Consider the following 25,254-nt stretch of genomic DNA (forward strand, 5'->3'; position numbering starts at 1 on the left):
CCCCGCAGAAATGCCGGCGCGGCATTGCATTCATCGGCTGGGGAAACGGACTTGCGTGCCCACGGTTAATCGAATGGTGCACTCACGTTGCCGCCTTGTATTTGTTCGATTTGAGTCAGACCGATTGCGGGACCAGCCGCTTCGGGCAGGCAAAAAGTCATGCCGATAAGGCAGAGCAAGATTATGAAGCTTGGTCGCAGGCCCTTGCGCCTGATCGTACGGCTAATGTAGCCGCTCGGTAACATCAATTGGTGAGCCTGGACATGAGGCACCGTGCGCCATCGCACCCAGTGCCGTTGTAACGCCTCCCGGTGATCTCGATAATGTGCTCAACCTGAACGGCTGCCTCACGATGCTGTGGCACGACTCCTCGCTCGGCACCGCGAAGGAACGGGCCCTGTATCTGGCAGTGCTCGCACGCACCTGAGCCCTTTTGTCGGACAACGGCTTCGGGACCGGTCTGCACAATGTTGGCGATCGCGTCTGCTCGAGGCAAGGCGATCGCGGTCGGGCTGGGGCTCTTCACGGAGACCTTCGGCAGCCATTCCAAGGCGTGGATATAGGATATGAGGAGAAGTGACCATGGCGAACACCACCGGCACGGGTATGCAGCAAGCGGTCTCCCTGAAATTCCTGGGTCATAACGGCTTTCTGGTCGAGTCGTCAACGGAATATCTTGCGATAGACCCCTGGCTCACCGAGAACGGGGCATTCCATGGCAGCTGGTTCCAGTATCCGAAAAATCATCATCTCCAAGCGGAATTCATAGAGACAAGCCAAAGGAAGAAGGGCTGGATATATATCTCCCATGAGCATCAGGATCATTTTGACGTGGACACCCTGAGCAAGATCGGCCGGGATGCGGTATTTGTTATTCCACGATTTCGCGATGATGCCCTGAGGAGTGAGATCGACAAACTGGGATTCCAATATATCGAACTTCGCGATGGTCAGCCAAGCTTGATGAGCGCATGGTTGACGCTGACCTGCTTTGTGTCGGACATTGGAGTGAATCATGACAGCGCGCTTCTGATTGAAACGCCTGCTTTCAGTTTTTTCAACCAGAACGATTGCAAGATATTTGATCGGCTTGATCAGCTACCCCGGCCGATAACCTACTATTCGGTTCAGTTTTCCGGCGCGACCTGGCATCCGGTCTGTTATGAGAATTACAGTGAAAGCGAACGAGCGGAGCTCAGCAAGGAAAAATCGATCAAGAAGCTCGACAATGTGGTTGGCGCGATGCAAAGGCTTAAGCCGAGATTTTTCATCCCGGCTGCGGGGCCTGCAATTTTTCCTTTTCTGCCCCTGTCCCTGTCATACGGGGTCGGCACCATTTTCATTCACCAACCAGAGCTTCATCAATATTTATTGGGCGCCAATATTGAAAACATCCTGTACCCAAGGCCAGGGGATGAGATAAATGAACGCACCGCACGGGAGCCTATCGCCCCACCCGGGGAGCGCGATATTCTTGATTACAAAAAGAATATTCCAGATCGCTGGGAAGGTCTTGCTATCGATTTTTCAAAGGAAAGACTGATAGATGAAATAAATAACAGACTGGACCAGATCTGGGACCTGGAATTCCAATGCGAGTCTCTTCTGGTACTGGCCTGGGGTGATGGCGAAGATGACTCCATATGCATTGATTTGTCAGAGAAATCCATTATTGATCCGCCTGGTTCCATGCCGGCATTCTGGCGAATTACCGCGGACAGGAAATACTTTGCCCTGATGTGCGGTCGCGACCGATGGCAGAACATTCACCTCTCGCTGAGGGCAAAGCTATATCGCGCTCCTGACAGGTTCGACAACATCATAAACATATTCCTGCTTTCGGATGTCTCGAATCTTCGCGATTCCATACTCCAAACACTCGCCATTCCGAAGGAAAGAATAACGATTTCCCGGGGCAGTGGAATGCGTTATGAGATCAATCGATATTGCCCTCATCAAGGAGCAGATCTGTCTTGCGCCACTATTACGGAAGATGGCAAGCTCATATGCCCGCGCCATGGGTGGGCTTTCTCGCTTGAGGATGACGGAAAGGCATTGGATGGAAGTTGCAGCCTGGAAGCGAAAATTATAGAGCTGGAAGGATGAGACCTGCTGCAGCTTTATCCCACCGGCGCGTCATCGGCGAGGCGGCTGGATAGCGGGGACCGGTCCTTTGTTTGCCCGGCTGCAGCGCGTCCTGCTTCTTGCCATCCGTCTGTGGCAAGTCCATCAGATAGGAAACTGCGTCGTCGATAGCACCTGCTTGAGCACCATGAACGAGCGGATCTGCCTGACACCTGGCAGGTAGAGCAATTGTTCCGCGTGGAGGCGGTTGAAGCTCTCACTGTCTCTTGTGCGCACCAGCATGAAGTAATCGAATTCGCCGGTCACGACGTGGCATTCCATGCAACCGGATACTTTTTGCGCGGCAGACTCGAACTGCGCGAAGGACTCGGGCGTGGAGCGATCCAGCACCACGCCGATCATCACGAGCATTCCCGCATCCAGCGCAGAGGGGTTGAGCAGCGCCACGATGCCGCGGATCAGCCCCATTTCCTTGAGCCGCTCCACGCGCCGCAGGCAGGCGGGCGGGCTTAGGTTGACCTTTGCGGCCAAGGCCACGTTGGAGATCGATGCGTCCTGCTGCAGGGCTCTCAGGATCGCCTTGTCGGCGCGGTCGAGCGAGTCCACGTGGGGTGCGGGTGGCAGCGTCTGCGATGGCGCCTGGGAGGGTGCGGCCCGCGCGGATTTGGTGCGAAATTTTGTTTCTTTCATTTTGATTATGGGAGAATTTTCAGACTGAATGAATGGTGATGACTTACTAATAGTGTTCAAAAGCGCGCTTCTTTGCAAGCACGTTTCGTGGCTTTTTTTCTAGGATAGAGTCCGTCGCCGCATCGTTGGCCTTGCTGCAAGCCGCACCGATGACGGAACCACACCCTAACCCTGGAGCTGCCACCATGAATCTCAAGCGCTTTGCCCGTTACCCCCTGACCTTCGGCCCCACGCCCATCCAGCCGCTCAAGCGCCTCTCTGCCCACCTTGGCGGCAAGGTCGAGCTGTACGCCAAGCGTGAGGACTGCAACAGCGGCCTGGCCTTTGGCGGCAACAAGACCCGCAAGCTCGAATACCTGATCCCGGACGCGCTGGCGCAGGGCTGCGACACGCTGGTCTCGATCGGCGGCATCCAGTCGAACCAGACGCGCCAGGTGGCCGCCGTGGCCGCGCACCTGGGACTCAAGTGCGTGCTCGTCCAGGAAAACTGGGTCAATTACTCCGACGCGGTCTATGACCGGGTCGGCAATATCCAGATGTCCCGGATGATGGGTGCCGACGTGCGCCTGGTGGCCGACGGCTTTGACATCGGCATCCGCAAGAGCTGGGAAGAGGCCATGGAGAGCGTGCGCAGGGAGGGTGGCAAGCCGTATCCGATCCCCGCCGGCTGCTCGGAGCATCCGCTGGGGGGGCTGGGCTTCGTCGGCTTTGCCGAGGAAGTGCGCGCACAGGAGGCCGAACTGGGCTTCAAGTTCGACTACATCGTCGTGTGTTCGGTAACGGGCAGCACGCAGGCGGGCATGGTGGTGGGCTTTGCCGCCGACGGCCGGGCTGATCGCGTGATCGGCATCGATGCCTCCGCCAAGCCCGCCCAGACCCGCGCGCAGATCCTGCGCATCGCCAGGCACACGGCGGGGCTGGTGGAACTGGACCGCGACATCGTCGACGCCGACGTGGTGCTCGACGAGCGCTATGGCGGCCCCGAGTATGGCCTGCCGTCCGAAGGCACGCTCGAAGCCATCCGCCTGAGCGCCAGGCACGAAGGCATGATGACCGACCCGGTCTACGAGGGGAAATCGATGCACGGCATGATCGACATGGTCCGGCGCGGCGAATTCCCCGAAGGCTCGCGCGTGCTGTATGCCCATCTCGGCGGCGCACCGGCCCTGAATGCCTACAGCTTCCTGTTCCGCAACGGCTGACCGACGCACGGAGGTGCTGCGATGAATCCCACTCTACATTCGTCCCTGCGCAGAGCCTTCGTGGCAGCCCGGGCGCTGGCGCTGCCAGCGCTGGCGGTTGTCGCCGTCGGGGCCCACGCTGCATCGGCGTATCCGGTCCGGCCCGTCACGCTCGTGGTGCCGTTCCCGGCCGGCGGGGCGGTCGACATGATCGGCCGGCTCGTCGGCAAGAGCCTTGGCGATGCGCTGGGCCAGCCGGTGGTGATCGAGAACCGCGCCGGTGCCGGCACCATCGTCGGGGCCGGCTACGTGGCCAAGGCCGCGGCCGATGGCTACACACTGCTGGTCAGCTCGGGCTCGACATTCACTGTCAATCCGGCCATCAACGCGAGCCTGCCGTATGACCCCGTGAAAAGCTTCGAGCCCGTCGGGCTGGTGGCGCGCGTACCGCTGATTGTGCTGGCGAACAAGGCGGTACCGGTGGATACGCTGCCGCAGATGGTTGCGGCGGTCAACGCTGCGCCGGGCAAGTACGTCTATGGGTCCTTCGGTACCGGCACCACCGGGCATTTCGCCGGCGAGATGCTGCTGGGCGCCACCGGCATGAAGCTGCAGCACATCCCGTACAAGGGCAGTGCGCCGGCCGTGGCCGACCTGATCGGCGGGCAGATTCCGTTCTCGGTCGATACGGTCGCCGCGTCGTTGCCCCATATCCGCAGCGGCAAGATCAAGCCGATCGCGGTCATGGGCGCCCGCCGCGCCACGCTGCTGCCTGACGTGCCCACCGTCGCGGAAGCCGGTTATCCCGGCTTCGATGCCGACTCGTGGGTAGCCATCGCGGCGCCGCGCGGCTTGCCGGCCGACGTCAAGGCCCGGCTGGAAAAAGCGGTCGCGCAGGCGATGAAAGACCCTGAGGTCCAGCAAAAGCTGCTGGCCAACGGGCTGGAGCCGAACTACGCGGGCCCGGAGCAGGTCAGCGCCATGATCAGCAAGGAGCTGCCGCTGATGCGCGCCACCGCACAGCGCGCGAGCATCACGGCGAATTGATGGTTTCCATCGCCTTGCCTGGCGGCAGCAGCATTCGAGCCGGCAACCGGACAGTGCCGCCGGACATTGTCCGCCGCAGCCGTCCTATGTTGCCTGCTCCCTGATCTTGTCGACGACCTCCGGATTGGCAAGCGTGGACACGTCGCCAGGTTCCTGCCGGTTGGAGATCGCTGCCAGCACGCGGCGCATGATCTTGCCCGAGCGTGTCTTGGGCATGTCGGGAACAATCACGACCCGATGCGGACGCGCAATGGCGCCGATCTGGGACACCACCGAGGCCGAGACTTTGTTCGCGATCTTGGCGGAAGGCGACAGTCCCGGCTTGAGCGACACATAGAGATCAGGCACCTTGCCCTTGACCTCGTCGGCCACCGGCACCACCGCCGCCTCGGCGACCTCGGGCACGAGCAGCGCGGCCGATTCGATCTCCTTGGTGCCAAGGCGATGGCCGGAGACGTTGATCACGTCGTCGATGCGGCCAAGGATTCGAAAGTAGCCGTCCGCCGCCTGCATTGCCCCATCGCCCGCCATATACGGCCAGTCGCGCCAGTCCTTGCTGTCGGGATTCTTGCAGTAGCGCGCATAGTACTGGCGCACGTAGCGGTCCGGATCCTTCCAGACGGTCTGGAATATGCCCGGCCAGGGATTGCGGATGCAGATATTGCCCGCCTTACCCGAGCCGGCCGGGACCTCCTTGCCTTCCTCGTCAAAGATCACCGGATGGATGCCCGGGATCGCCGGGCCCGTGCTGCCGGGCTTCATCGGGTGGATGCCCGGCAGCGTGCTGCAGAGGAAACCGCCATTCTCGGTTTGCCACCAGGTGTCCACGATGACCGCTTCGCCCTTGCCGACTTCGCGGTGGTACCACTTCCAGACTTCGGGCTCGATCGGCTCGCCCACCGTGGTCATGTGCTTGAAGTGGTAGTTGTATTTCGCCGGCTCGTCCGGCCCGTTGCGCCGCAGCGCGCGGATTGCGGTGGGCGAGGTGTGGAAGATATTGACGCCAAGGGCTTCCGCAATACGCCAGGGTCGGCCGGCGTCGGGCCAGGTCGGCACGCCCTCGTAGACGACAGACGAGGCGGCGAGCGCGAGCGGGCCATAGACGATGTAGGAATGCCCGGTGATCCAGCCAATATCGGCCATGCACCAGTAGACGTCCTCGGGGTGGATATCCTGGATGTACTTCGAGGTCCACGCCACATAGGACAGATAGCCGCCGGTGGAATGCTGGCAGCCCTTGGGCCGGCCCGTGGTGCCGCTCGTGTACATCAGGAACAGCGGTGCCTCGGCCGGCATCGGCTCGGGCTCGACACGCCTGCCGCGGAAACCGGCGAGCATGTCATTGAGAATGAGATCGCGGCCCTCCACCAGCATGGCGGCGCTGGAATACTTGCCCGGGTAGCGCTGCCAGATCAGGACCTTCTCGACCTGCTGACCGGCGCTGGCGGCCTCTGCCACGGCGATGTCGGCCTTTTCCTTGTGATCGAGCAATTCACCGCCGCGGTAATAGGCGTCCATGGTGATTAGCAGCCGGCTCTCGGAGTCCGCGATGCGCTCGGCGCAGGCCTTGCCGCTGAAGCCGCTGAATACCTGTGAATGAATCACGCCGATGCGCGCGCATGCAAGCATGGTGATGGGCAGTTCGGCCACCATGGGCATATGCAGCGTGACGCGGTCGCCAGCCTTCAGGCCGCAGAAATCGCGCAGCAGGGCGGCCAGCTCGTTGACGCGAACAAAGAGCTCCTGGTAGGTGAGGTGATGCACCGACTCATGCTCCGGCTCGGGCACGAAATGAATCGCGGTCTTGTTCCCATACGCAGCAAGGTGGCGGTCCACGCAGTTGTGGCAGGCGTTGATCCTGCCGCCGACGAACCAGCGCCAGAAAGGCGGGTTGCTGGTATCCAGCGTCGTTTCCCAATACTTGTACCAGTCCAGCAGGTCTGCGAACTCCTTGAAGCACTCGGGGAAGCGATCGAGGGAGAAGCGTTCGAAAATGCGCGGATCGGTCAGATTGGCCTGCGCAATGAACTGCGCGGGCGGCGGGACATAGTCTTCCTCGGGCCAATGGACCGCGATTTCCGCCTCGGACACATCGGCCGATTCCTGCTGTGTAGCATGATGTGGCGCTTTGTCTTCAGGCATGACGATTCCCCTTCACTTTCCATGACATCCATCCAGGCAGGTGCCACTATCCTGCGATAGCCGCCTGAAATAACGACTAGTCCATATTAAGTCCGGGCACGGCGAGTTGCCAGGGAATCGGCCGCCGCTGTCCGCCGAGCCCAGAGCTTGCCTGTCGGCCGCGATACGCTAGATTCGTATTGGGGGCATTGGAGAATCAGCGATGACCAACGATCTTCTTGTGGAACGCGTGGACGTTTGGGCGGCAACCATACCGGACCGGCCCGGCGGCCTCGCGGAGGTACTGGAGGCCCTGCGCGATGCCGGCGCGGATCTGCAATTCGCGATTGCGCGCCGCACGCCGGAGGATCCCGGCAAGGGTGTCGTGTTCGTGACACCGCTGCAGAATGACAGGGAAATCCGTGCAGCTGCCCAGGTCGGCTTCAATGTCACGCACAGCCTGCACTCGGTGCGTATCATGGGCGGGGACCGGCCCGGCATCGTGGCGGAACTGACCCGCAAGCTTGCGGAAGGCGGAATCAATCTACGCGGATTCTCTGCCTCCGTCATCGGGGTACAGTTTGTCGCGTACGTGTCAGTGGACTCGCTCGACGATGCGAACAAGGCAATGGCGATCTTGGGCAAAGGCTGACGAGGCGCGGGCCTTCTACGGCAAGACGGGTTAGGTACTGAGGGCCATTCACTACCGCCCGTCATCTGCTATCAGGGGGACGTATGCGCATACTGGTCATTGGAGCCACAGGGCTCCTCGGGAAAGAAATTACGGCCTTATTGTCGGACGAGCATGACGTGATAGGGGCCAGTCGTGGGTCTTCGGCGCTCTCCGTGGACATCTCCGACAAGCAGTCGATTCTGGCGATGTACAGACAACTGGGCACGGTTGACGCCGTGGTCTGCGTAGGGGGCACCGCGAAATTCGCCCCACTGGACGCCCTGACTGACGATGATTTTGCATTCAGCCTCGCCAATAAGCTGATGGGGCAGGTCAACCTTGTGCGGTATGGGGTTCCCTACATCTCCCAGGGCGGGTCGGTCACGCTCACCAGTGGCACCCTCGCGCAGCATCCAATGCTCGGTGGTGCCGCCGTGAGCACCGTGAACGCCGGCGTCGAGGCGTTCGGGCGGACTGCAGCGCTCGAACTGCAAGGCAAAATTCGCGTGAATGTCGTCAGCCCCGGATGGGTGTGGGAGACGCTCGAAGCGATGGGACGCGACCCCGCCAAGGGCGTTCGGGCAGCGGTGGTTGCACAGGTTTACCAGAAGTGCATTCTGGAAGACTTTTCCGGGCAAGTGGTGTCGGTCACCCATTGACTCGCAGTGCCAGCTGCAAATGCCTCACGCGGTGTCCGGCGCGCCCACCAGCGCCATCAGTGGCGCCATGCACGGGCTGGCCGCCGCCAGCGCGCGCTGTTCGTCGAGGATGTCCTGCAGGATGGCATGCGTCGTATCCGGGTTGGCCAGTACCACGCGGAACACGGCAATCGGGCGGCCACCCCACTGTGTCGACGTCAACTGCGTGCGCGATACGAACGAGCGGCCGGCATCGCGCTGCATTTCCTGGATGCTGATGGTCAGCGCATCCAGCGCGTCCAGGATCTTCTCGCGCCGGTCGGCCGAAGCCGTTGCCAGCGCGGCACGCACGGTCTCGGGCACATGGCGATAGGTCAGGATGCAAAGCTGCGGGTGGCTGTCGAGCTCGAAATCCGGCTGCTGCGCAATCAGGGATGCAAAGTAGCGGGCGTTATCGATGCTACGATCGATCAGCTGCGCCAACCCTTTGCGACCGAGCAGATGCAGGTTCGCATAGAGCATGACCGCCGCCGCGCCGCGCGATCCTTCGAGCGTATGGCGCCCCAGGTCCACCGAGCCCTTGCGCACGATGTAATTCGCTTGCTGGATGATTTCCTGCGTCCACGCCGGGCTGCGAAACAGCACCATGCCCGCACCCATCGGCACGTAGAACTGCTTGTGCGCATCGATGACGACGGAATCGGCACGCTCGATGCCCGCGAAGCGCCAGCGCTCGCGCTCCGACAGCAGGGTTGCGCCGCCCCATGCCGCATCCACGTGGAAATGACAGCCGGCCTCCTGAGCAACATCTGCAATCGCGTCGAGCGGATCGACCGCGCCTGTCTCCGTCGTCCCCGCTATGCCGACGATTGCCATCGGCCGGATGTTGCGCTGCTGCAGGTCACGCATGGTGTGGCGGAGCAGGTCGATGCGCATGCGACCGTCTGCATCGACCCCGACCGGTACGAGATTGTTGCGCCCGATGCCAAGGACATCGGCTGCCTTGCCCAACGAGTAGTGCCCGCGCTCCGAGACAACGATGGCAAGCCCGTCATGGCCGTAATGGCGTAGCGCAGCCATCAGTCCGGCGCCATGGATGCCGGCGAAGCCATCACGCGCGCCCAGCAAGTTGTTGCGGCTCGCCCATAGCGCGGTGAGGTTGGCGACCGTGCCGCCGGAACAGATCGCGCCGAGCGCGTGGTCGGCGTCGTGCAGCCATCTCGCATAGAACGCGCTGTCCTGGGCAAACACCAGCTTGTGCAGCATGCCGATGACCTGGCGCTCGAGCCCTGTCAGCGCGCCCGACGTCTCGAGCTTCACGACGTTCTGGTTTAGCGCTGCCACCACCTTGGCCAGCGAAGGCATGAATGACGGCAGCGATGACGTCATGTGTCCGACGAACGTTGGCGATGCCACGGGCATCACGTGCCGAAACACGTCGTTGAGCAGATGATCGGCATGCGCTTGCGGCGATGCCGGAGTTTCGGGCAGCTCAACCGACGCGAACACCGCCTCGCGTGTGGCGCACGCGCCAACCGGATCAAAGCGCTCGCCCGCAAAGAAATCCGCCGGATGCTCGGCGATCCATCGCTCGAGCGATTCGAATGCGCCCCGATCCGCGTCAAACCAGCGCAAGGGGCAGTCGTCGCCCCTGTCCGTGCTTTGTGAGCTCTCTTCGCGAGAGATGTCCGGCTTCATTTGCATTACCTAATTCAATCCCGTATCGCCATGGTTCGCCCGGGATTATGCCGGATCGGACGGATTCGGATGGCCGAGGGCCCCGACCGGCACCTTTGACGACGTCCGACGCTGCCCGTGGGCGACCTTCATATGCCGCCCAGGAAAATAAACTCTGTCCCTGGACGCTCCGTGTCGGCGGTCTGAAAGTCCCGGTTCCCCAAAAGCAAAATCCCCACACTCTGGAGAAGTGTGGGGATTGGAGCGGGACCGGATTTGGGGAGGTGTCCCCGATCGGGAAACAGCCCTTAGAGCGGGGCGCGGTCGGACGCGATGTAGTACCTGGCGCCGTCCGTATAAGTGTCGAATTTGCCGCTTTTTGCGCCGTCAGTATAAACATCGTACTTTCCAGCCCGCGCGCCGTCAGTGTAAGTATCGAATTTACCACTCTTAGCAAACACGGGGGCCGCCGCGAACGTGGCAGCGAGCGCGGCGACAGCGAGTAGGGCACGGAGATTGGTATGCATGGCTCACCTCTTTCTTCAAACTGGTGAATGCCATTCCGTTTGGTTCAGTGCTTGTTGCACCGCGGCATTCAATGGGTGCGATATTAGGGATTTCCCTTGGAGCGGTAAACCCTTACCCGAACAATGATCGGTTTCAAAAACCACAATAATCTGTTCGGGCCTGGTCAAGGGACTGAACGCCAGCATGCGGGTCGTCGCGTTGCTGCCCGAGTTGCTGCCCGAGTTGCTGCATTGACGGGCTATGCACCGGTAGCGCGAGGCGAGCAGCAATGCCTGCTCCCGTCCATTCGACAATAGCCAGGAGCGCCCGCCATGGGTGACTCAGCAGCGACTCCACCTGCTCGCTGCGGCTTTCCCCAGTCAGGCACCACGTACAAAAGTGCTCGCAGTTATTGGTAAGAAGGCGGTAATCGTCTTCTCCTAGCCGCGCCCTTGCGCGCCGTACGATCTCTGATCCGGGGTATCTGGCTTGCGCGGCCCGCGCGAGGCGGAAGCCGTAGCCGTCGGCAAAGTCGGCGAGAGAAGTCCTTTCGACCGGGCCGCAACGCAGGAAGCCTTTGAAGCCGGCATAGTGCAGGACTTCGCCGTTGCCGGCATAAATACCATGGTGAATATAGCCCCGCCGGTCCGTTTTCAGATGCGCGCCAAGAGGAATGTCCGCGGCGATTGCTGCAAGGCGCTGTGCATGTCCGATGTGGTGGTCGTCGCTCATCGCTTTCCCCTTGTTGATTCGTGGCGCTGCTCGCTCCTAATTTGGGGCGCCGGTTTCTGGCCGGGCGCCAGCACTCCTGTGTCCCGCTTATGCCTGTCTTATGCCTGAAGTATTGTTGTCGGCCGCCGATGCCGAAATCATCACAGTGCCGAAAATGCTGTCGGCTTTTTGCCAGGCCGCTTGTACGTGCTTTGAGACGGCCTTTGTCCGTCATGCGCCCGCGGCCTGTCAGCGAAATCCGACATGAACGCGGCAGTTATGCCCGGTATTCCCGGGCTTGGTTGAGATGAAGCGAAGCTGTGCGAAAAGGTAAGCACGGCGTGCGCTCGGCCAAGCAAGCCATAGCGATCGGCTTGTCGGAGGCGCGCCGCGCTGGAGTCGATGTTCCGCCGAAGAAGGGCGCCACCAAGGCCGAAACGAAGTCCGCCGCCGCTAAGGCTGCACCGCGACGTGCGAGTTCAGAAAGCACTGCCAAGCGCTCCCAGGCTGCGCTCAAGGCACTCAAGCGCGAGAGCACAGCCGGCGCTTCTCCTAAGGCGCTGTCCGCGCAGGCCAAGGGCGCGGCAAGCAAGCGCACGGCGGCCGAGCGCTCGGCTGCAGCCAGGAAGGCTGCCAGCACGAAGGGTGCTGCCGGCCGCTCCGAAGCGGCCCGAAAGGCTGCTCGTACGCGCGCCGCAAAAAAGACCTCAGCTCGCTAGTCGCTAGTATTTGCATACGCTTGGGTGTACCGCCCTCAACCGTGAAAGTCTGGACGCGGGTAGCGCTGCGGCGGTTATCGGCTCCCCCCTTCATTCAAGCTCGTCGTGGTCTGCCGGCAGCGTCCGGCCGCGCCGGGGCATTTCGGAGTCGAGCACCAGGCGGCCATGTACCCGTCCGTTCATGCGCGTGACGTAATGCGTGCACTCTTCCATATGGGCTGACATTAACGTGCGTACCGTCTCGGCGTCGCGCTCGCGTGCCGCCTCGACAATGCGCTTGTGGAACTTGACGTTGGCAGCGCCGAATTTCTCATGCTCGCAGGCAGGGGTGTCGTTGCCGAACACCACCAACTGACGGATCATCTCGTTGATCAACTCGCAGGAAAACCGCAGCATCGGGTTGGGATTGGCCGCGGCAAGGATGTCGTGGAAGGTCAGGTCTTCCTGGCGCTGGTCCAGCAGCGGAGTCGCGGCCGCGGCCGATGCCGGGTCGCACAGGTCGATGGTGCGTTCCAGCGCCTTGAAATCGTCCTCTGTGAGGTGTGGCACCGCGCCGGCGGCAAGCTCCGGCTCCAGCAGTCGGCGCACGGTATAGATGTCGGCAATGCCGACGTCCTTGAAGAACAGGTAGTTCTGCATGAGCTGGAAGGTGCGGTCCAGCGGGACTTCCACGATCGTGCCCCCGCCCGTCGGCCCGGTGCTAACCCGAATCAGGCCCTGCACTTCCAGCGACTTGAGCGCCTCGCGGATCGTGCTCTTGCTGACAGAGAACATCTGCTGCAGCTTGACCTCATGCGGCAGCTTGTCGCCAGGGCGCAGGTTGCGCTGGGTAATCAGCCGCTTGAGTTCTTCTGCCACCAGGTCCGCGCGCTTTTGCTTGCGGATCTCGATGGCGCCAGTCTTGCCCTCCCGAAACATCGCCATTGCTCTTTCCTTGTCATGCGCCCAAGCCATCGAGGCTTGGGCGTTTGCATTCTAGCCAAGCGGGGCAGCGCCATGTGCGCGCAGCCGGCTTGCCCCCTCTCAGTGCATGCTGCCCGGTTGGCAAACATGGCTAGACCGCTCTCTCACCTTTTTTGTCCCGCCAATGAGGCAATACGGGGGTTCGCATGTGTCCTTCGCAGAGGGTGTGTAAACCCTGACCTTTCCATTATTGACAACGGTTCCGGCCGACTCCTAAGATGATTCTATTCTATTTATACGTATAAATAGGATAAACAGGTTCGATTCTTGCTCGGCCATGTCGGCGCCGGGCGAAGTCACCAGCATGTCGGGGAGACGGGGCAGCGCCACATGGTGTTGTCCAGACTTTCGCCCCGTGCAGCCCAATCCCCACATACCGAGGAGTGAGCCTTGAATCGTCGTGACCTGCTAAAACTGGCGGCTGTGTCTGCTGTCCCCACATCCCTGATCCATGCCCGTAGCGTCTTTGCCGCGGGCGAGGCCCTGGAATTCGGCTGCCCGGTGCCCATGTCGGGCGCCTTCGCCGCCAATGGAAAATTTGCCGACCTGGGCATGCGGCTCGCCCTTGACCAGTACGGCCAGGTGCTGGGCAGGCCGCTGCGCTACAGCGTGCTCGATACCGAAGGCAAGCCCGCCACCGCGGTGCGCAAGGTGCAGGAACTGGCGCAGCAGAAGGCGGCGCGCTATTTCGCGGGCGGCATCCTGTCGTCCGAATCGCTGGCCATGGGCAAGGAGGCGGAAAAATTTGGCGGCGTGTTCGTTACCACCGCGGGGGCCGACGAGATCACCGGCAAGGACTGCAACCGCGCCACCTTCCGCTGGTCGGTGCCGACCTTCGGCGCGATCGAGCGCACCGTGCGGCCCCTGATCGAATCGATGCCCAAGGCCAAGCGCTGGTACACCATCACGCCGCAATATGTGTTTGGCGACGGGCTGCTGTCGGCAGCAAAGGCGATCTTCAAGGAGAAGGGCATCGAGCACGTGGGCAACAGCTACCACGCCCTGACCGAGAAGGAATTCAGCGGCTACCTGACCAATGCGCTGGCCGCCAAGCCAGACGTGCTGCTGATCCTGAACTTTGGCTCGCAGTCCGCCGATACGCTACGCCAGGCCGTCAGCTTCGGCATGAAGAAGAACACCACCATCCTGCTGGCATGGGCTTCGGGGCTGGAGCAGTTCGAGTCGCTTGGCGCCGACCTGTGCGAGGGCGTTTATTTCGGAGCGCAGTACTGGCACGGCGTGGATACGCCGCTGAACCGCGAACTCGTCAAGCGCACCCACGACAAGTTCAAGGCCAATCCCAACTACAGCCTGGCAGGCTCCTACATCTGCACCAAGATCATGGTGGACGGCATGATCAAGGCCGGCAGCGCCGACCCGAAGGCCGTGGTCGCTGCGCTCGAAGGCATGAAGTACGAGGGCCTGACAGGGCCGGAGGAAATCCGCGCCGCTGACCATCAGGTCCTGAAGAACTACTACCTGCTCAAGGGCAAGGCCAAGGCGCGCATGAAGGACAAGGACGATTACGCGGAGGTCGTGAGCGTCGGCAAGGCCTTCCTGCCGGTCGACCAGACCCAGTGCAAGATGGCCTGATGCCCTGACATTGCGCGGGGCCGCCGCCCCGGCAGATAAACACTGAAGCACACCGAAGCACCATGCCGCGCAGTTCCGCGCGGCGTGGCGGCTTCCTACATCCGTACGACTCATGAACGTCTATCTGTTGCAGGTGATCAACGGCGTCGGGATAGGCATGCTCTACTTCCTGCTGGCGGTAGGACTGTCGATCGTTTTCGGCCTGTTGCGCTTCGTCAATTTCGCGCATGGCGCCTTCTATGCGCTGGGTGCCTACCTCTGCTTTCAGGCTCTGCAGATCGGGATGAACTTCTGGGTGGCGCTGGTACTCGCACCGATCGTCATCGGCGCGCTGGCCTGGTTGACCGAGAAGCTCATGCTGCGCCACGTCTATGCGCAGCCGCACGAGTTCCACATCCTGGTCACGGTTGGCCTGGCCCTGGCCATCCAGGAGCTCATCATCGTCGGCTGGGGGCCGCTCGGCGTCGACGTGCCGCCGCCGGATGCGCTGCAGGGCGTGGTGATGTGGGGCGACTTCGTCTATCCCAAGTACCGCCTGTTCGTGATCGGCTTTACCGGCCTGCTCGCCATCGGCCTGTGGTGGCTGCTGGAAGGCACGCGCCTGGGCAGCGCGGTGCGCGCGGGCAGTGAATCCACCGAGATGGTGTCGCTGCTCGGCATCAACGTGTTCCGCCTGTTCAGCCTGATGTTCGCGCTCGGCGCCGCCACTGCGGCGATCGCCGGCGTGCTGGCCGCACCGATCCGCGGCGCCGAGCCGTTCATGGGCGTCGAGGCGCTGGGCGTGGCCTTCATCGTGGTCGTGGTAGGAGGCATGGGCAGCTTCACCGGGGCGCTGGTGGGCGGCTTGCTGGTTGGCGTGGTGCAGAGCCTGATGAGCACGCTGTGGCCGGAAGGCGCGCGGCTGATGATCTATGTCGCCATGGCCGCGGTGCTGCTGCTGCGTCCGCATGGCTTGCTGGGGAGGGGATGATGGCTACGCAGAAACAAGGGTTCTTGCGCTACCGCTTCTGGTGGCTGGCACTTGCCGTCACGCTGCTGCTGCCGCTGACCATGCGCTCCGGCACGCTTGCCACTGAAGTGCTGATTTACGCGATGGCCGCCATGGCGTGCAATCTGCTGCTCGGCTACACCGGCCTGCTGTCGTTCGGTCAGGGGATCTTCTTCGGCCTGGGCAGCTATGCCGTGGGGCTGGCGCTGACCCGCGCAAGCCTGCCGATGCCGCTGGCGCTGCTGCTGGCGATCGCGATCGGCGCGTCGGCGGCGGCGCTGGTGGGCTGGTTTGCGATCCGCCAACGCGGCACCTACTTCGTGATGCTGACGCTGGCGTTTGCGCAGATGTTCTACTTCCTGGCCTATACGGCGCCCGGCATCACCGGCGGCGACAACGGCCTGCTGGACATCCCGCGACCGCCCTTGTCCATAGCCGGTAATGCGCTGGTGCCGCTGGCATCGCCGTGGCAGTTCTATGGTTTCGTCGCGGTGCTGTTCCTGGCGGTCTTCCTTGCGGTGCTGCGCGTGACCGAGTCTGTGCTGGGCCGCACGCTGCTGGCGATCCGCGACAACGAAGAGCGTGCCTTGGCTGTCGGCTACAACGTCAAGGCGTTCAAGCTGCTGGCGTTCATGGTTTCCGGCGCGGTTACCGGGCTGGCCGGCGCGCTGCACGCCATGCTCACCGGCATCGCGCCGCTGACCAATATCGACTACCACGCCAGCGAAATGATCCTGGTGATGACCGTGATCGGCGGCACCGGCAACATCTTCGCGTCAGTGCTGGGCGCCGCCTTCTATGTGCTGCTGGCCGACTGGCTGTCCACGCTGTGGCCGCGCTGGCTGATGCTGCTCGGTTTCCTGCTGATTGCTGTCAGCCTGTTCATGCAGCGCGGGCTGTGGGGGCTGGGTGCCACGGTATGGGATCGCCTGCGCGGCGTACGCCGCGCGCCCGTCACGCAGGAGGAACGCGCATGAGCATTACCACCACCCCCATCCTTGAAGCCACCGGCATCGTCAAGCAGTATGGCAAGTTCATGGCGCTGGGCGGGGTCGACCTGCGCGTGATGCCGGGCACGATCCATTCCGTGATCGGCCCCAACGGCGCCGGCAAGACCACGCTGTTCCACATGCTGACCGGCACGAAGGAAGTCAGCGCGGGCCGGATCGTCTTCGACGGCAAGGACGTCACGGCAGAAGCCGACTACCAGCGGGTCCAGCGCGGTATCGCGCGCTCGTTCCAGGTCACCAGCCTGTTCCCGAGCCTGCCGGTGCGCGAGAACCTGCGCCTCGCCGCGTTGGGCACGTCGCCGCGCAAAGCCATGAGCGGATGGCGTTTGCCGGTTGGTGAGCTTGCCTGCGGCGGGATCGTCGACCAGGTGCTCGAACGGCTGGAACTGACGCGCGTCGCCGATAGCGCAGCGGGCGTGCTGTCACACGGCCAGCAGCGGCGCCTGGAGGTCGGCATGGCGCTGGCCGCGCGTCCGCGCGCGATCTTCCTGGACGAGCCGACGTCGGGCATGGGTGTCGACGATCTCGGCGCGATGAAACGGCTGATCCGCGGGCTGGCCGCAGACCACACAGTCGTGCTGATCGAACACAACATGGACATCGTCATGGATATCTCAGACACCGTCACGGTGATGCAGCAAGGCAAGGTGCTGATGGAAGGGCCGCCCGCAGTCGTGCGCGGCGACCCGCGCGTGCGCGCCGCCTATCTCGGCAACATGATTACCGGAGGCAAGGGATGATGCTCGACGTACAAGAGATACATGGCTACTACGGCAAGAGCCATGTGCTGCAAGGCGTATCGCTGGCGGTCGGCGAAGGCGAACTGGTGACGCTGCTGGGGCGTAACGGCGCAGGCAAGTCGACCACGCTCAAGGCCATCTCCGGCATCGTCCAACCCCGGGGCGGGCGTGTCATCTTCCGCGGCCGGGACGTTGCCGGCATGGCGCCGCACCGGATTGCCGCCGAAGGCCTGTGCCTGGTGCCCGAGCACCGCGGCATCTTCAAGCTGCTGACGGTGGAAGAAAACCTCAAGCTGGCCGCGCGCAGCGGTTCGCCGTGGCAGTTGCAGGATATCTACCGCATCTTCCCGCGCCTGCGCGAGCGGCGCGGCAATGGCGGCGCGCAGCTGTCCGGCGGCGAACAGCAGATGCTCGCCATCGGGCGCGCCATGATGAACCATCCGCGCCTGCTGATGCTCGACGAGCCGGTCGAAGGGCTGGCACCGGTGATCGTGGAAGAGATCGTGGCGCAGCTCAAGGTCATCAAGGCGGCCGGCGTGCCCATCCTGCTGGTGGAGCAGAACCTCGAGGTCTGCACGCAGCTGGCCGACCGCCACGTGATCATCGAGCAGGGCAGGGTGGTCTACACCGGCAGCAATGATGCGTTCCGCGCCGATGAGGCGGTCAAGGACCGCTATCTCGGCGTCGGCCTGGCGGCCTGAAACGGCATCATGCAGGCCGCAATGCCGGCCGACCGATACAAGGAATGACATGACGACTTTGCAAGCTGCGCGCGCGGCAGCGGCGGCCGCCGGCGCGCGCGCCGACCTGCGCATCGACGGCGAGCGCCTGTGGGACACCCTGATGCGCCTGGCCACCATCGGCGCCACGCCCAAGGGCGGCGTATGCCGGCTGGCGCTGACAGACCTGGACCGCCAGGGCCGCGACTTCTTCGTCGCCGAGGCCAAGGCGGCCGGATGCGCGATCCGTGTCGATGCCATCGGCAATATCTTTGCGCGGCGCGCCGGGCGCGACGATGCCTTGCCACCGGTGATGACCGGCAGCCATATCGACACCCAGCCGACCGGCGGCAAGTTCGACGGCAACTACGGTGTGTTCGCCGGCATCGAAGTGCTGCGCACGCTCGCTGACGCCGGCATCGTCACCGATGCCCCGCTCGAGGTCGCGGTCTGGACCAATGAGGAAGGCTCGCGCTTCGTCCCGGTGATGATGGGCTCGGGCGCGTTCATCGGAGAGTTTGCGCTGGCGGACGTGCTGCAGCAGCGCGACCGCGATGGCATCTGCGTCGGGCAGGCGCTGCAGGCCATCGGCTATGCCGGGCCGGAGCCGGTCGGTGCGCGTCCGGTCGGCGCGTACTTTGAAGCGCATATCGAGCAGGGGCCCGTCCTGGAGGCAAACGACACGACCATCGGCGTGGTCACCGGCGCGCTCGGCCAGCGCTGGTACGACGTAGTGCTGACCGGGATGGAAGCGCATGCGGGTCCCACGCCGATGTCGCTGCGCAAGGATGCGCTGCTGGCGGCCTCGGAGCTGGTGACCATCGTCAACCGCATCGCGCTCGACCATCCCCCGCACGGCCGCGGCACAGTCGGTTGCCTGGCCGTGCATCCCGATTCGCGCAACGTCATCCCCGGCAAGGTGACGATGACGGTGGACCTGCGCGCCGGCGACGACGCGGTGCTATCCGCGATGGACGCGGCGCTGCACGGGGAGTTTGCCGCATTGGCGGCGCGCAGCGGCATCGCCATCGATTTGCAGCAGGTGGTGTACTTTCCGCCGCAGCCGTTCGATGCGCGACTGGTGGAGGCGGTACGAGGCGGCGCGCGGCGGCTCGGCCATTCCGCCATGGAGGTGATCAGCGGCGCTGGCCATGACGCAGTCTACCTGGCCCGCGTCGCCCCGGCCGCGATGATCTTCGTGCCGTGCAAGGACGGCATCAGCCACAACGAAATCGAAGACGCGAGGCCCGAGCACCTTGAGGCCGGCTGCAACGTGCTGCTGCACGCCATGCTCGATGCCGCCACGCGGCCATGACAACCGAACGGACTGCCCCAATGAAGATCCTGATTGCCCGACTCAATCACGAGACCAATACCTTTTCACCGGTGCCAACGCCGCTAGCGTCGTTCGCGCCGGCCTATGGCGACGCCGCCTATCGCGCCGCCAAGGGCACTCGCACGGCCGCTGCGGCCTTCATCGACCTGGCCGAGGCCGCCGGCGCCGAAATCGTGGTGCCGGTGATCGCTGGGGCCAACCCGAGCGGACGCGTCGCCGCTGCCGCCTACACGCACCTGTGCGACACCATCGTCGCAGCCGCCGACGGCTGCGACGCGGTGATGCTCGACCTGCATGGCGCAATGGTGGCCGAAAACAGCGACGACGGCGAAGGCGACCTGCTTCGGCGCCTGCGCGGCGTGCTACCGCATGCACCGATCGCGGTCGCACTCGACCTGCACGGGAACATCACGCAGACCCTTGTCGACCATGCCGACATCGCGGTCAGCTTCAAGACCTACCCGCACGTTGACATGTATGAAACTGGCGCGCATGCCGGCCGACTGCTGCTGGACATGGTCGCCGGGCGCGTGCGCCCGGTCATGGCGTGGCGGCGCCCGCCGCTGATCACGCACACCTTGCGCAGCCGCACCGACGAAGGTGCCATGCAGCGCGCCGTGGCGCTGGCGCGCGAGGCCGAGCGGGACGGCATGCTGGCGGTGTCGGTGCTGGCCGGTTTCGGCCTGGCCGATATCGCCGCGCCATGCCTGAGCGTCATTGTGGTTGGCGACGGCGACCCTGCCAGGGCCGACAGGGTCGCCAGCCGGATCGCGGAGCAGGCGTGGGCAGAGCGCGATGCGTTTGGCTACCAGGGGGAGCCGCTTGCCAGTTCCATTGCGCGCGCGGCACAGCTTGCCGACAGCGCAGACAGTGCGGACGCACGACCGGTGCTGCTGCTCGATCATGGCGACAATTGCATGTCCGGCGGCACCTGCGACAACATGGCGGTGCTGCACGAGGCACTGGCGCAAGGACTTACCGGCATTGCAGTCGGGCCCGTATGCGACCCGGAGGCGGTGGCAGCGCTGGTGGATGCCGGCGTCGGGGCCAGCATCACGCTGCCGGTCGGCGACAAGGTGCCGTTGCCCCAACTGGATGTCTATCCCCGGGCCAAGCCGCTGACCGGCAAGGTTGCGGCGATCAGCGACGGCGAGTACATCATCACCGGGCCGACCTATACCGGGCAGCGCATCCGCATGGGGCGCACCGCCTTGCTCGATATCGGCGCAGCGCAGGTGATCGTGACCGAAACCCCGCAAGAGCACTGGGACATGGGGATCTTCACCCATATCGGCATCGACCCGCATCGGGCGCGGTTCCTGCTGCTGAAGTCGCGCATGTATTGCCGTCCGGTGTTCGTCCCGATCGCCAAGGCGGTGGTCGAGTGCGACGGGGAAGGCGTCACCAGTTCGCGCTACGATCGCTTCCCGTTTCGTCAGGTCAGCAGGCCGGTCTATCCGCTCGACGACTCAGCTGCCTGGGCAGGCTAAGGCAGCGCTAGGTCAGCGCACACATTGAGCTGGTTTCGAAACAGGTGGCGGTCTGGCTCTCCGGCCTGACTTCTTGTCGGTGTCACGGGGCGGCCTTGAGCCACAACGACCGCCGCTCGACGGTGGTGCGCCAGTCCCGCCACAAAGCCCGTCAGGCCGGAGCGCGCGCCGTTGGAGAGGCGCAGCACGTCGATCGGTGCCTTGACCGCGCCGCTGGTGATGTTGATGATGCGGCCCCACTTGCGCGCGATCATGCCGTCGACGGTGGCCTTGATCAGGTCGATCGGCGTCAGCATATTGGCGTTGAGCGCGGCCATCCACGTGTCGCGGTCCCAGTCGCGGAAGTTGCCCGGCGGCGGGCCGCCGGCGTTGTTGACCAGGATGTCGAGATCGCCGAGCCCGGCCACCGCGTCCAGCGCGGCGGCGCGGCCCTCGGGCCTGGTGATGTCGGCAGCCACGGCGACCACGCGGTGGCCATGGCGCGCACGGATGTCGCTGGCGGCTTGCTCCAGCGCATCGGCGTTGCGCGCCACGATTAGGGCTGCAAACGTCGACGCGGTCTCGATCGATAGCGTGGCACGTCGATGCCGGCATCGGCGAGCGTGCGCTCGAGCGCGAACCGCATTGGCGTGTTGACAGGGTAGGCTACCCATGACGCCTCCGCGAGGTCGCGCAAGGTCAGCGTCTTCCTGCGGGTGAGGGGATGCGCGCGCGCGGCCACCACCGCAAGCGGCTCGGATTCGAGCGGCACGCAGTGGTAAGCTTCCGGGCGCCGGCTGCCGCCGCTGCGGCAGATGGCGAGATCGACGCGCCCCTCGTCGATCAATGCCAGCAGGCTGGTGCTGGTCCCCTCCACGATCTCGATCGAAAGATGCGGCTGACGATGGCGCAGGTCGGTCAGCGCACGGGTCAGCAGCGGCACCGCGCCCATGATGACGCCGACCGCAAGGTGGCCGCCGTGTCCCTGCGTCAGGGCAGTGACCTCGGCGTGCAGGTGTTCCAGGTCGCTGTAGATCAGGCGCGCATAGCGCGTGACGCAGCGCCCGAGATCATTGGCGACCAGTCCTTTAGGCTGCCGTTCGAACAGCGGCATGCCGAGGATGTCCTCGATCTCGCGCAGCACCTTGGTCGCGCCGGGTTGCGAGATGGCGATTTCCTCGGCCGCCTTGTGCAGCGAGCCATGGTTCTCTAGCGATCAACAGCCTTAACTGCTTGAGGCGAAGACGCGATGCAATGTTGGCGAGGGAAGGAACAGCCAGCGGCTTCATGGCAACGACAGGACCGAAAGCCGACACTATAGCTTTTTGCGGCATTGGACGGCGGTCGTCTGCACCTTCTCAGATCACCTCGGGGAGCGACGGCGCGTCAGCCCGCCTCCACCGTTGCGATCTCCGGTACCACACTGCTCGCCTGCAGCAACAACGTCTTGCGGAAGATCTCCACCAGCGGCCGGAGGTTGACCTTGTGCCACGCCGCCCACAAGGGCGTGCGGTAGCTGAACCACGACAGTTCGTGCAGCACCACGCCCTTCGGTGCCTGGTGGCGCAGGCTTTGCTGGATCGTGGTCACGCCCAGTCCCGCGGCCACGAGCCCCAGGGCCGCCAGCGGCTCGGTCGCCTCCATCGTGATGGTCGGCGTGAAGCCGGCTTTGGCGCAAGCCGCGATGAACGTGTCATGCCGCAGCGCGGTTTCCTGGTGCATCACGCCGATCCACTTCTGCGCAGCGAGGTCGTCCGGGGTGAGCTGCTCCGCCCTGGCAAGCGGGTGGCCTTCGGGCAGCGCCAGCAGCATCGGGTCGTTGAGCACCTGTGCGGCCTCGAGATCCGGATCGTCGGGCGGCGGCGGCTCGCACACGAGTGCGATATCCAGGCTGCGCTGGCGCAGCCCCTCTAGCTGGGCCGCCGACTGCTGGTTGTACAGCGCGATGTGCACGGCGGGCCGGTCCTGGCGCAACTCGCGCAAGGCGTTCGGCAGGATGCCGGAGTGCATCGCGTATTCCAGGTAGCCGATGCACAGGCCGCCTTCGTCGCCGCGCCCGAGCCGCCGCGCCAGCGATTCGAGCCGGTTGGCATGCGTCAGGAAGGCGCGGGTCTCGGCCAGGAACGTGCGGCCGTCGCGCGTGAGCCGGATGCGTTGCTGGGAGCGCTCGAACAACACCAGCCCGAGCTTTTCCTCGAGCTGGGCAATCTGCCGGCTAAGTGGCGATTGGGAGATATGGAGCCGTTCGGCGGCGCGTCCGACGTGCTCGTCTTCGGCCACGGCCACGAAATAGTGAAGTTGGCGGATATCTAGCATGTCCAGTCCTGAATTTCAGACCTCTAGGGAATCAAGTCTTTCAAATTCTGTCTTGGACAGACTTAACTTGCAACCCTAGACTGCCTTCACCCCAACTTAATTTGTGGAGCAGTCATGAGCATCAAGGACAAACTGGCCGGCAACGTGCTCGGCTTTGGTACCGCCCCGCTGGGCAATATGTTCCGCGACATCCCGGAAGCGGAGGCGCAGGCCACCGTGGACGCGGCCTGGGCGCAAGGCGTGCGCTACTACGACACCGCGCCGTTCTACGGCGCGGGCCTGGCCGAAATCCGGCTGGGCGAAGCGCTGTCCCGGCACCCGCGCGACGAATACGTGCTCAGCACCAAGGTCGGCCGCCTGATCCTGGACGAAGTCGAAGACGCCAGCGCGCGGGCGCTGGGCGAGAAAAGCGGCCTGTTTGCCGCCGGCCGCCCGAACAAGCTGGTCAACGACTACTCGGCGGACGCCACGCTGCGCTCGATCGAGGACAGCCTCAAGCGGATGAAGGCCGACCGCCTCGACATCGTGTGGGTCCACGACATCGCCCAGGACTTCTACGGCGACGAGTGGCTGGCCTATTTCGAGACGGCCCGCAAGGGCGCTTTCAAAGTGCTGACCCGGCTGCGCGAAGAGGGCGTGATCAAGGCCTGGGGCCTGGGCGTGAACCGCGTCGAGCCGATCGAACTGACGCTGGACCTGACCGAAGTGCAGCCGGACGGCTTCCTGCTGGCGGGCCGCTATTCGCTGCTCGACCACGAGCGCGCGCTGCAACGCCTGATGCCGAAGGCCGCGGAGCGCAAGACCGAGATCGTGGTCGGCGGCCCGTACAGCTCGGGCATCCTGGCCGGCGGCTCGCACTTCGAATACCAGAAGGCGCCGCCCGAGATCATCGACAAGGTCGAGCGCATCAAGGCGATCGCGCAACGCCACGGCGTCAGCATCAAGGCCGCCGCGCTGCAGTTCGTGCTGGCCAACCCGGCGGTCGCCGCCGTGATCCCGGGTGCAAGCCGGCCCGAGCGCATCGCCGAGGACACCGCCGCGCTGAAGGCGGTCATTCCCGCCGATTTCTGGCGCGAGCTGCGCGAGCAGCGCCTGGTTGCGGCAAATGCACCGCTGCCTGGCGACAGCAACTGATCCGGGACCACATTCGATTCAAGGAGTCCATCATGGCACAAGCTTCCGCAACGATCACGCTGCCGGTAGCACCGGACCGCGTCTGGCAGCTGATTGGCGGCTTCGATTCGCTGCCCGACTGGCTGCCGTATATCCCCAGGAGCGAACTGAGCGAGGGCGGCCGTGTGCGCAGCCTCGTCAACCCGGACGGCGACGCCATCGTCGAACGTCTCGAGGCCTTTGACCAGGGCGCGCGCAGCTACACCTACTCGATCCTGCAGGCGCCGTTCCCGGTCACCGGCTACCGCTCCACGCTGCGCGTGGTCGGCATCGACGGGGACCAGGCATCGCGCGTCGAATGGTCTGGCCAGTTCACGCCGGCAGGCGTGAGCGATGACGACGCATCGCGGCTGTTCGAGGGCATTTACCGGGATGGCCTCAAGGCACTGGAGGCAACGCTGGCCGGGGCGGCATCATGAGAGGGCTGATGGCCTTGTCGCTGGCTTTCGCGGTCATGTTCGGCACGTCGGGGCTTGCGCAGGCGGCGGTTGGCGTGCCTGGCGAAGGGCGCCTTCTGTTCCAGTATGGCGAGTAAATCCGTGGGATGGCGCGCCGTCGCGCCACCTGCACTGCACCCCGTCAGCCGGAATCCGGCTGACGGGTGCAGTGCCATTACGACGGCATCTTCATCAGGCCGTTATCGATGGAGAGCCGATTCGCATCGATGGCGCGAGGCTGGGCAAGGATGGGCACACCGTCCGGCTTGCCCGCCAACCTGAATCAGACGTCGAGGGAGGCGGTCGAGTTTGCCGAGGCGCTGATGCTGTCAATCGGCCAGAGCGTGGTCCATGTGCACAAGGAGATCGAAGGATTCGTCCTCAACCGGCTGCAGGCTGCGCTGCTGTGGGAAGCCTGAGCGCTGCAGCGCGACGGCGAGGCAAGCTGCGTGCGGCGTCCT

Annotated in this window: 23 protein-coding genes and 2 pseudogenes; 16 read left to right on the forward strand and 9 right to left on the reverse strand. The window is 64.0% G+C overall.

Going from position 1 to position 25,254, the window contains the following annotated elements:
• Window positions 1-582: 582 nt before the first annotated feature.
• On the forward strand, window positions 583-2,106 hold the full coding sequence (locus AC5WJ1_RS07625) for a Rieske 2Fe-2S domain-containing protein (RefSeq protein ID WP_494476483.1): 1,524 nt from the start codon (window positions 583-585) through the stop codon (window positions 2,104-2,106).
• Between the two features lie 123 nt (window positions 2,107-2,229).
• Here the strand turns inward: AC5WJ1_RS07625 and AC5WJ1_RS07630 are convergent, their stop codons facing one another.
• Entirely contained in the window at window positions 2,230-2,775 is a 546-nt protein-coding gene (locus AC5WJ1_RS07630) for an Lrp/AsnC family transcriptional regulator (RefSeq protein ID WP_240745993.1), read from the reverse strand.
• Window positions 2,776-2,960: 185 nt separating this feature from the next.
• Here AC5WJ1_RS07630 and AC5WJ1_RS07635 point away from each other — a divergent pair, with 185 nt between their 5' ends.
• Both AC5WJ1_RS07635 and AC5WJ1_RS07640 read left to right on the forward strand, forming a co-directional pair.
• Window positions 2,961-3,977 carry a 1-aminocyclopropane-1-carboxylate deaminase gene (locus AC5WJ1_RS07635; RefSeq protein ID WP_494476484.1) on the forward strand — a complete coding sequence of 339 codons (1,017 nt, stop codon included), beginning with the start codon at window positions 2,961-2,963 and terminating at the stop codon, window positions 3,975-3,977.
• Between the two features lie 21 nt (window positions 3,978-3,998).
• Window positions 3,999-5,003 carry a Bug family tripartite tricarboxylate transporter substrate binding protein gene (locus AC5WJ1_RS07640; RefSeq protein WP_494476485.1) on the forward strand — a complete coding sequence of 335 codons (1,005 nt, stop codon included), beginning with the start codon at window positions 3,999-4,001 and terminating at the stop codon, window positions 5,001-5,003.
• An 84-nt stretch (window positions 5,004-5,087) separates the two neighbouring features.
• On the opposite strand, the gene acs is transcribed toward AC5WJ1_RS07640, so the two are convergent.
• Window positions 5,088-7,145 (reverse strand): acetate--CoA ligase, encoded by a 2,058-nt coding sequence (acs, locus tag AC5WJ1_RS07645; protein ID WP_494476486.1) that lies wholly within the window; start codon window positions 7,143-7,145, stop codon window positions 5,088-5,090.
• Window positions 7,146-7,347: 202 nt separating this feature from the next.
• Here acs and AC5WJ1_RS07650 point away from each other — a divergent pair, with 202 nt between their 5' ends.
• Both AC5WJ1_RS07650 and AC5WJ1_RS07655 read left to right on the forward strand, forming a co-directional pair.
• Complete coding sequence (locus tag AC5WJ1_RS07650; protein ID WP_494476487.1) at window positions 7,348-7,776, forward strand: ACT domain-containing protein; 429 nt, start codon at window positions 7,348-7,350, stop codon at window positions 7,774-7,776.
• 83 nt (window positions 7,777-7,859) lie between these two features.
• Window positions 7,860-8,456: a short chain dehydrogenase gene (locus AC5WJ1_RS07655; protein ID WP_135705183.1), complete on the forward strand. Its 597-nt coding sequence runs from the start codon at window positions 7,860-7,862 to the stop codon at window positions 8,454-8,456.
• A gap of 24 nt (window positions 8,457-8,480) precedes the next feature.
• On the opposite strand, the gene panP is transcribed toward AC5WJ1_RS07655, so the two are convergent.
• From panP to AC5WJ1_RS07670, 3 genes are all read right to left on the reverse strand, one after another.
• Window positions 8,481-10,133 carry a pyridoxal-dependent aspartate 1-decarboxylase PanP gene (gene panP / locus AC5WJ1_RS07660; protein ID WP_135705184.1) on the reverse strand — a complete coding sequence of 551 codons (1,653 nt, stop codon included), beginning with the start codon at window positions 10,131-10,133 and terminating at the stop codon, window positions 8,481-8,483.
• 287 nt (window positions 10,134-10,420) lie between these two features.
• A complete protein-coding gene (locus AC5WJ1_RS07665; RefSeq protein ID WP_133098266.1) occupies window positions 10,421-10,639 on the reverse strand; it encodes a hypothetical protein in 219 nt (72 codons plus the stop codon).
• Between the two features lie 133 nt (window positions 10,640-10,772).
• Window positions 10,773-11,351, reverse strand: coding sequence for a lecithin retinol acyltransferase family protein (locus AC5WJ1_RS07670; protein ID WP_135705185.1), 579 nt, complete (start codon window positions 11,349-11,351; stop codon window positions 10,773-10,775).
• 293 nt (window positions 11,352-11,644) lie between these two features.
• Between AC5WJ1_RS07670 and AC5WJ1_RS07675 the strand changes: the two are divergent.
• Window positions 11,645-12,049 (forward strand): annotated as a pseudogene (locus AC5WJ1_RS07675) (DUF6496 domain-containing protein); the annotation flags it as partial.
• Window positions 12,050-12,139: 90 nt separating this feature from the next.
• Here AC5WJ1_RS07675 and AC5WJ1_RS07680 read toward each other — a convergent pair.
• Complete coding sequence (locus AC5WJ1_RS07680) at window positions 12,140-12,973, reverse strand: FadR/GntR family transcriptional regulator (RefSeq protein WP_133098267.1); 834 nt, start codon at window positions 12,971-12,973, stop codon at window positions 12,140-12,142.
• 429 nt (window positions 12,974-13,402) lie between these two features.
• On the opposite strand from AC5WJ1_RS07680, the gene AC5WJ1_RS07685 reads away from it, so the two are divergent.
• From AC5WJ1_RS07685 to AC5WJ1_RS07715, 7 genes are all read left to right on the forward strand, one after another.
• The gene (locus AC5WJ1_RS07685; protein WP_133098268.1) at window positions 13,403-14,605 is read left to right on the forward strand and encodes an ABC transporter substrate-binding protein; all 1,203 of its coding nucleotides are present in this window, start codon (window positions 13,403-13,405) and stop codon (window positions 14,603-14,605) included.
• Between the two features lie 112 nt (window positions 14,606-14,717).
• The gene (locus tag AC5WJ1_RS07690; protein WP_135705186.1) at window positions 14,718-15,575 is read left to right on the forward strand and encodes a branched-chain amino acid ABC transporter permease; all 858 of its coding nucleotides are present in this window, start codon (window positions 14,718-14,720) and stop codon (window positions 15,573-15,575) included.
• Window positions 15,575-16,570: a branched-chain amino acid ABC transporter permease gene (locus AC5WJ1_RS07695; protein ID WP_133098294.1), complete on the forward strand. Its 996-nt coding sequence runs from the start codon at window positions 15,575-15,577 to the stop codon at window positions 16,568-16,570. Before AC5WJ1_RS07690 ends, AC5WJ1_RS07695 begins: the two co-directional genes overlap by 1 nt.
• Window positions 16,567-17,343, forward strand: a complete 777-nt coding sequence (locus tag AC5WJ1_RS07700) for an ABC transporter ATP-binding protein (RefSeq protein ID WP_133098270.1) — start codon at window positions 16,567-16,569, stop codon at window positions 17,341-17,343. Before AC5WJ1_RS07695 ends, AC5WJ1_RS07700 begins: the two co-directional genes overlap by 4 nt.
• On the forward strand, window positions 17,340-18,044 hold the full coding sequence (locus tag AC5WJ1_RS07705; protein ID WP_135705187.1) for an ABC transporter ATP-binding protein: 705 nt from the start codon (window positions 17,340-17,342) through the stop codon (window positions 18,042-18,044). Before AC5WJ1_RS07700 ends, AC5WJ1_RS07705 begins: the two co-directional genes overlap by 4 nt.
• A 49-nt stretch (window positions 18,045-18,093) precedes the next feature.
• Window positions 18,094-19,377 carry a Zn-dependent hydrolase gene (locus tag AC5WJ1_RS07710; protein WP_494476488.1) on the forward strand — a complete coding sequence of 428 codons (1,284 nt, stop codon included), beginning with the start codon at window positions 18,094-18,096 and terminating at the stop codon, window positions 19,375-19,377.
• A 20-nt stretch (window positions 19,378-19,397) separates the two neighbouring features.
• Window positions 19,398-20,888, forward strand: a complete 1,491-nt coding sequence (locus AC5WJ1_RS07715) for a M81 family metallopeptidase (RefSeq protein WP_494476489.1) — start codon at window positions 19,398-19,400, stop codon at window positions 20,886-20,888.
• Between the two features lie 128 nt (window positions 20,889-21,016).
• Here AC5WJ1_RS07715 and AC5WJ1_RS07720 read toward each other — a convergent pair.
• The 3 genes and pseudogenes from AC5WJ1_RS07720 to AC5WJ1_RS07730 form a co-directional block, all read right to left on the reverse strand.
• Window positions 21,017-21,541: pseudogene (locus tag AC5WJ1_RS07720) on the reverse strand (SDR family NAD(P)-dependent oxidoreductase); the annotation flags it as partial.
• Complete coding sequence (locus tag AC5WJ1_RS07725; protein WP_494476532.1) at window positions 21,424-22,062, reverse strand: LysR family transcriptional regulator; 639 nt, start codon at window positions 22,060-22,062, stop codon at window positions 21,424-21,426. The pseudogene AC5WJ1_RS07720 and the gene AC5WJ1_RS07725, both read right to left, overlap by 118 nt.
• 191 nt (window positions 22,063-22,253) lie before the next feature.
• Window positions 22,254-23,183, reverse strand: coding sequence for a LysR substrate-binding domain-containing protein (locus AC5WJ1_RS07730; protein WP_133098274.1), 930 nt, complete (start codon window positions 23,181-23,183; stop codon window positions 22,254-22,256).
• Window positions 23,184-23,297: 114 nt separating this feature from the next.
• Between AC5WJ1_RS07730 and AC5WJ1_RS07735 the strand changes: the two genes are divergently transcribed.
• The 3 genes from AC5WJ1_RS07735 to AC5WJ1_RS07745 all read left to right on the forward strand — a co-directional run bounded on the left by AC5WJ1_RS07735 (window position 23,298) and on the right by AC5WJ1_RS07745 (window position 25,212).
• Window positions 23,298-24,317 carry an aldo/keto reductase gene (locus tag AC5WJ1_RS07735; RefSeq protein WP_195432254.1) on the forward strand — a complete coding sequence of 340 codons (1,020 nt, stop codon included), beginning with the start codon at window positions 23,298-23,300 and terminating at the stop codon, window positions 24,315-24,317.
• 32 nt (window positions 24,318-24,349) lie between these two features.
• The gene (locus tag AC5WJ1_RS07740) at window positions 24,350-24,775 is read left to right on the forward strand and encodes an SRPBCC family protein (RefSeq protein WP_195432256.1); all 426 of its coding nucleotides are present in this window, start codon (window positions 24,350-24,352) and stop codon (window positions 24,773-24,775) included.
• 266 nt (window positions 24,776-25,041) lie between these two features.
• Window positions 25,042-25,212: a hypothetical protein gene (locus AC5WJ1_RS07745; protein WP_255519992.1), complete on the forward strand. Its 171-nt coding sequence runs from the start codon at window positions 25,042-25,044 to the stop codon at window positions 25,210-25,212.
• Window positions 25,213-25,254 lie beyond the last annotated feature (42 nt).

This window comes from Cupriavidus sp. MEYA8 (assembly GCF_059278825.1).

What these genes read in the sequence shown, in the direction of transcription:
- AC5WJ1_RS07625 (WP_494476483.1), top strand. Translation starts at nt 583, where the DNA reads ATGGCGAACACCACCGGCACGGGTATGCAGCAAGCGGTCTCCCTGAAA.
- AC5WJ1_RS07630 (WP_240745993.1), bottom strand. Translation starts at nt 2,775, where the DNA reads ATGAAAGAAACAAAATTTCGCACCAAATCCGCGCGGGCCGCACCCTCC.
- AC5WJ1_RS07635 (WP_494476484.1), top strand. Translation starts at nt 2,961, where the DNA reads ATGAATCTCAAGCGCTTTGCCCGTTACCCCCTGACCTTCGGCCCCACG.
- AC5WJ1_RS07640 (WP_494476485.1), top strand. Translation starts at nt 3,999, where the DNA reads ATGAATCCCACTCTACATTCGTCCCTGCGCAGAGCCTTCGTGGCAGCC.
- acs (WP_494476486.1), bottom strand. Translation starts at nt 7,145, where the DNA reads ATGCCTGAAGACAAAGCGCCACATCATGCTACACAGCAGGAATCGGCC.
- AC5WJ1_RS07650 (WP_494476487.1), top strand. Translation starts at nt 7,348, where the DNA reads ATGACCAACGATCTTCTTGTGGAACGCGTGGACGTTTGGGCGGCAACC.
- AC5WJ1_RS07655 (WP_135705183.1), top strand. Translation starts at nt 7,860, where the DNA reads ATGCGCATACTGGTCATTGGAGCCACAGGGCTCCTCGGGAAAGAAATT.
- panP (WP_135705184.1), bottom strand. Translation starts at nt 10,133, where the DNA reads ATGAAGCCGGACATCTCTCGCGAAGAGAGCTCACAAAGCACGGACAGG.
- AC5WJ1_RS07665 (WP_133098266.1), bottom strand. Translation starts at nt 10,639, where the DNA reads ATGCATACCAATCTCCGTGCCCTACTCGCTGTCGCCGCGCTCGCTGCC.
- AC5WJ1_RS07670 (WP_135705185.1), bottom strand. Translation starts at nt 11,351, where the DNA reads ATGAGCGACGACCACCACATCGGACATGCACAGCGCCTTGCAGCAATC.
- AC5WJ1_RS07680 (WP_133098267.1), bottom strand. Translation starts at nt 12,973, where the DNA reads ATGGCGATGTTTCGGGAGGGCAAGACTGGCGCCATCGAGATCCGCAAG.
- AC5WJ1_RS07690 (WP_135705186.1), top strand. Translation starts at nt 14,718, where the DNA reads ATGAACGTCTATCTGTTGCAGGTGATCAACGGCGTCGGGATAGGCATG.
- AC5WJ1_RS07695 (WP_133098294.1), top strand. Translation starts at nt 15,575, where the DNA reads ATGGCTACGCAGAAACAAGGGTTCTTGCGCTACCGCTTCTGGTGGCTG.
- AC5WJ1_RS07700 (WP_133098270.1), top strand. Translation starts at nt 16,567, where the DNA reads ATGAGCATTACCACCACCCCCATCCTTGAAGCCACCGGCATCGTCAAG.
- AC5WJ1_RS07705 (WP_135705187.1), top strand. Translation starts at nt 17,340, where the DNA reads ATGATGCTCGACGTACAAGAGATACATGGCTACTACGGCAAGAGCCAT.
- AC5WJ1_RS07710 (WP_494476488.1), top strand. Translation starts at nt 18,094, where the DNA reads ATGACGACTTTGCAAGCTGCGCGCGCGGCAGCGGCGGCCGCCGGCGCG.
- AC5WJ1_RS07715 (WP_494476489.1), top strand. Translation starts at nt 19,398, where the DNA reads ATGAAGATCCTGATTGCCCGACTCAATCACGAGACCAATACCTTTTCA.
- AC5WJ1_RS07730 (WP_133098274.1), bottom strand. Translation starts at nt 23,183, where the DNA reads ATGCTAGATATCCGCCAACTTCACTATTTCGTGGCCGTGGCCGAAGAC.
- AC5WJ1_RS07735 (WP_195432254.1), top strand. Translation starts at nt 23,298, where the DNA reads ATGAGCATCAAGGACAAACTGGCCGGCAACGTGCTCGGCTTTGGTACC.
- AC5WJ1_RS07740 (WP_195432256.1), top strand. Translation starts at nt 24,350, where the DNA reads ATGGCACAAGCTTCCGCAACGATCACGCTGCCGGTAGCACCGGACCGC.
- AC5WJ1_RS07745 (WP_255519992.1), top strand. Translation starts at nt 25,042, where the DNA reads ATGGGCACACCGTCCGGCTTGCCCGCCAACCTGAATCAGACGTCGAGG.